4 protein-coding genes are annotated in these 4,236 nt (G+C 67.8%); all 4 read right to left on the bottom strand.

Annotated elements, in window-relative coordinates; all coding sequences use genetic code 11:
- On the bottom strand, positions 1–1,333 hold a 1,333-nt coding region (gene recJ, locus Q0X16_RS04805; RefSeq protein WP_297831276.1), incomplete at its 3' end, for a single-stranded-DNA-specific exonuclease RecJ.
- Complete coding sequence (locus Q0X16_RS04800) at positions 1,330–2,265, bottom strand: phosphoglycerate mutase (protein WP_297831273.1); 936 nt, start codon at positions 2,263–2,265, stop codon at positions 1,330–1,332. The genes Q0X16_RS04800 and recJ, both read right to left, overlap by 4 nt.
- Before the next feature lie 12 nt (positions 2,266–2,277).
- The gene (greA, locus tag Q0X16_RS04795) at positions 2,278–2,742 is read right to left on the bottom strand and encodes a transcription elongation factor GreA (protein ID WP_297831280.1); all 465 of its coding nucleotides are present in this window, start codon (positions 2,740–2,742) and stop codon (positions 2,278–2,280) included.
- A 14-nt stretch (positions 2,743–2,756) separates the two neighbouring features.
- Positions 2,757–4,236: carbamoyl-phosphate synthase large subunit (carB, locus tag Q0X16_RS04790; protein ID WP_297831270.1), on the bottom strand; the 1,480-nt coding region annotated here is incomplete at its 5' end.

Raw genomic sequence — 4,236 nt, 5'->3', positions numbered from 1 at the left:
GGGTCTGGCCGACGACGACGTCGAAGGCATCGCGGAATGCCGGGAAGTCCTCTCGGGTCAGGCTCAGGCCAGCGGCCATGGCGTGGCCTCCGAAACGGACGATCAGCCCCGGATGGCGGGAATCGACCAGCGCCAGCGCATCGCGGATATGGAACCCCGGAATCGATCGGGCGGAACCACGAAGCATGGATGCTCCAGGTTCGACCGGGGCAAAAGCGATAGCGGGTCGGTGCAGTTTTTCCTTCAGCTTCGAGGCGATCAGGCCAACCACACCCGGATGCCAATCCGGGTCGAACATGCAGGCGCCGTGACTGGCATCAAGGTCGCCGATCCGGGTGTCGGCCGCGTCCTGCATCCGCGACTGCAGGGCGCGTCGCTGGGCGTTGATGTCGTTCAGGGTTGACGCCAATTCCCGCGCATGGCCCGCATCGTCGGACAGCAGGCATTCGATGCCGATCGCCATGTCTTCCAGCCGACCGGCGGCGTTGAGCCTCGGCCCGATGGCGAAACCGATGTCGCTTGTGGTCAGCGTGGCGTCCTTGCGGCCACCGACTTCGATCAGCGCGTGCAGTCCGGTGCAGCCCTGCCCTGCCCGCAATCGACGCAATCCGGCGCCGACCAGAGCGCGGTTGTTGGCATCCAGCGGCACCATGTCCGCCACGGTGCCGACGGCGACGAGATCCAGCAGGGACGGCAGATCCGCCTTCGATCCCAGGCGTGCGCGCAGGGCCAGAAGCGCATAGAAGATCACGCCGACGCCGGCCAGCGCCTTGCTTGCGAAAGCGTCACCCGGCTGGTTGGGATTGACGATCGCATCCGCCGGCGGCAGGGTCGGCCCCGGCAGGTGGTGATCGGTGACGAGGATTTGCCAGCCGCGCGCCTTGGCGGCGGTAATGCCGGCATGGCAGGCGATGCCGTGATCCACCGTCACCACGAGATCGGGCGCGAGCGCGGCCAGTTCCTCGACCAGTCCCGGCGTCAGTCCGTAGCCGTGGACGATGCGATTGGGGACGGCGTGCAGCACGTTGCGCGCGCCAAGCATGCGCAGGCCGCGCACGCCGACGGCGGTGGCAGTTGCGCCGTCGCAATCGAAATCGCCGACGATCAGGATGCGGGCGTCGCGTTCGATGGCCGATTGCAGCAAATCGACCGCAGCTTCCATACCCCGCAAGCTGGTGAACGGAAGCAGGTTGGCCAGCCGCGGCATCGCCATGTCGAAACCATGGCTGCCGCGCGCGGTGTGGACGCGTTTGAGCACGTCCGGCCAGTGGCTCGGCCATTCGCCCGTGGGCTCGGCCACGTGGCGCCGGACGATGCGGCGATTGGCGCTCATGGAGCGAGGCGTTCCAGTGGTTTGCGCCAGAACCGCCAGCGCTGGCCGCGGCTCAACGTGAAAACAATGCCGTCGGCGAAATCCAGCACCACATCGTGCCGGGCCGCCGAGTCCGCCGCTTCGCTCAACCAGCGCTGGATCAACCCGGCTTCATCGCGCCTGGTTCGCAGATCGACCAGCGCATCGGCACCGAAATCGCGGAATTCCGTCAGCGGCATGCAGGCCAGTTTGCCGAGTGCCGCTGCCCCGCGCAGCTCCGGATCGTCGGAATACAGGGTCGGGGTATCGCTCGCTACCGCGTCCGGCAACACCCCGCCACCCCAGAACCACAGGCCGTTGATGGGAACCCGGCCCGACTCCAGCCGCCTTGCGTTGTGCGGATGGTTGTGCAGGACGACCTGTGCCTCACTGGCCAGCGCGCGCCAGCGCCGCGCTTCCGGGGCATCGGGCGTGTGCTCGAACACGTCGTCGCCCAGCGCCTGCTCGGGAGACGCGAACTCCGGCAGTCTTGTCGCGTGCGCCAGGCGCAGGTACCAGCGCTCCGGGTGCGGCGCGTCCAGGTGCATCCCGGCATCGCCGAACAGCGGCCGCAGCGCAGGCAGCAAGGCGTCGACATCGCTGGAATCGATGCCGACGGTGCGCCCGACGCCCAGCAACCGGACGCCGTTGATATCGGCGCGCAGGTGGGCGGGGTCGGCGCGCAGCCAGGCGCCCAGGCGGGCATCGTCCAGCCCGGCATCGGCCGCCCGCGCCAGCGCGGCGTGCGGCCACGCCTGCGGCAGCACGTCGAAATTGCGCAACAGCTGCGCCGCCTCGCCCGCCTCCAGCGTCGTCCGATCCGCCCGTCCCAGCGCCTTGCCCAGCGCTTGCGGAAGCGGCTGTTCGGCGAACTTCGCCAGTGCAGGCAGGAGCAGGGTCAGGCGGCGGGTCACGCGGCGGGCCGGTCAGCCGATGTAGGCGACCGAAACGATTTCGTATTCGCGGGTACCGCCCGGGGCTTCGATCGTCACTTCGTCCCCGGCGTTCTTGCCGATCAGGGCGCGGGCGACCGGCGAGGAGATGGCAATCAAACCCAGCTTGATGTCGGCCTCGAGGTCGCCGACGATCTGGTAGGTCGTCTCGTCGCCGCTGTCGGCATCGGCCAGCACCACGGTAGCGCCGAACACGACCCGGTCGCCTGCCGTCAGCTTGGCCACGTCGATGACCTGAGCGTTGGACAGCTCGCCCTCGAGGTGCTTGATACGGCCTTCGATGAATCCCTGCTGTTCGCGGGCGGCATGGTATTCGGCGTTTTCCTTCAAATCGCCATGGGCACGCGCCTCGGCAATCGCATTGATCACCTCGGGGCGCTTGACCGACTTCAATTCTTCCAGCTCGGCGCGCAGTCGCTGCGCGCCCTTGGCCGTCATCGGGACCGGCATGTTCAAAGCTCCTTGTGCAGTTCCTGCAGCGGGTGCACGTCGCCCGCGCCGCGATGGTCGAGCGAATGCAGCAGCGCGCGTGCGCCCGCCACGGTGGTGGAATACGTCACACGCGCCTGCAGCGCTTCGCGCCGGATCGAGAACGAGTCGGCGATCGCCTGGCGTCCTTCGGTCGTGTTGACGATATAGCAGATTTCGCCGTTCTTGATCAGGTCGACGATGTGCGGCCGGCCTTCGGCCACCTTGTTGATGCGGGCGCAGGCCACGCCGTGGGTGTTGAGGAAGTCGGCGGTGCCGCCGGTGGCGACGATCGAGAATCCGCGTTCGAGCATGTACTGCGCGACCGGCAGCACCCGCGCCTTGTCCGGATCGCGCACCGAGATGAAGGCCTGGCCCGGTTGTGGGGCCTTGATGTTGGCGGCTTCCTCGGCGCGCGCGAAGGCGGCCTCGAAGCTGCGGCCAACGCCCATCACCTCGCCGGTCGAACGCATTTCCGGGCCGAGGATCGGGTCCACGTTCTGGAACTTGGCGAACGGGAACACCGCTTCCTTGACCGAATAGTAGGACGGCACGATCTCCTCGGTCGTGCCCTGCCCGGCCAGCGTCTGCCCGGCCATGCAGCGGGCGGCGATCTTGGCCAGCGGCCGGCCGGTGGCCTTGCTGACGAAGGGCACGGTGCGGCTGGCGCGCGGGTTCACTTCCAGCAGGTAGATGGTGTCTTCCTCGTCGCCGTCGGGCACGCCCACCTGCACCGCGAACTGGGTGTTCATCAGCCCGACCACGTGCAGCGCCTTGGCCAGCGCCACGACCTGTTCCCGCAGGCGCTGCTGGGTGCGCGGCGACAGCGAATACGGCGGCAGCGAGCAGGACGAATCGCCGGAATGCACGCCGGCCTCCTCGATATGCTCCATCACCCCGCCGACCAGCACATTGCCTTCGCGATCCGCGATCACATCCACGTCGACCTCGACCGCAGCGTCAAGGAAATGGTCGAGCAGTACCGGAGAATCGTTGGATACCTTCACCGCCTCGCGCATGTAGCGCTCGAGATCGGCGTCGGCGTGGACCACTTCCATCGCCCGCCCGCCGAGCACGTAGCTCGGACGCACCACCAGCGGATAGCCGATTTCGCGGGCCAGCAGCAGGGCCTCCTCGGCGCTGCGCGCGGTGCGGTTCGGCGGCTGCTTCAGGCCCAGTGAGTCGACCAGTTGCTGGAAGCGCTCGCGATCCTCGGCCAGATCGATCGAGTCGGGGGAGGTTCCAATGATCGGCACGCCGTTGGCTTCCAGCAGGCGCGCCAGCTTGAGCGGGGTCTGCCCGCCGTACTGGACGATCACGCCCTCGGGCTTCTCCAGTTCGACGATTTCCAGCACGTCCTCCAGCGTCAGCGGCTCGAAGTAGAGCCGGTCGGAGGTGTCGTAGTCGGTGGAGACGGTCTCCGGGTTGCAGTTGACCATGATGGTCTCGAAGCCGTCCTCACGC

The organism is Thermomonas sp., assembly GCF_025993755.1.
Taxonomy (GTDB): Bacteria; Pseudomonadota; Gammaproteobacteria; order Xanthomonadales; family Xanthomonadaceae; genus Thermomonas.
Note: the sequence above shows the minus strand (reverse complement) of the source record. Positions and strands in the feature narration are given on the sequence as shown.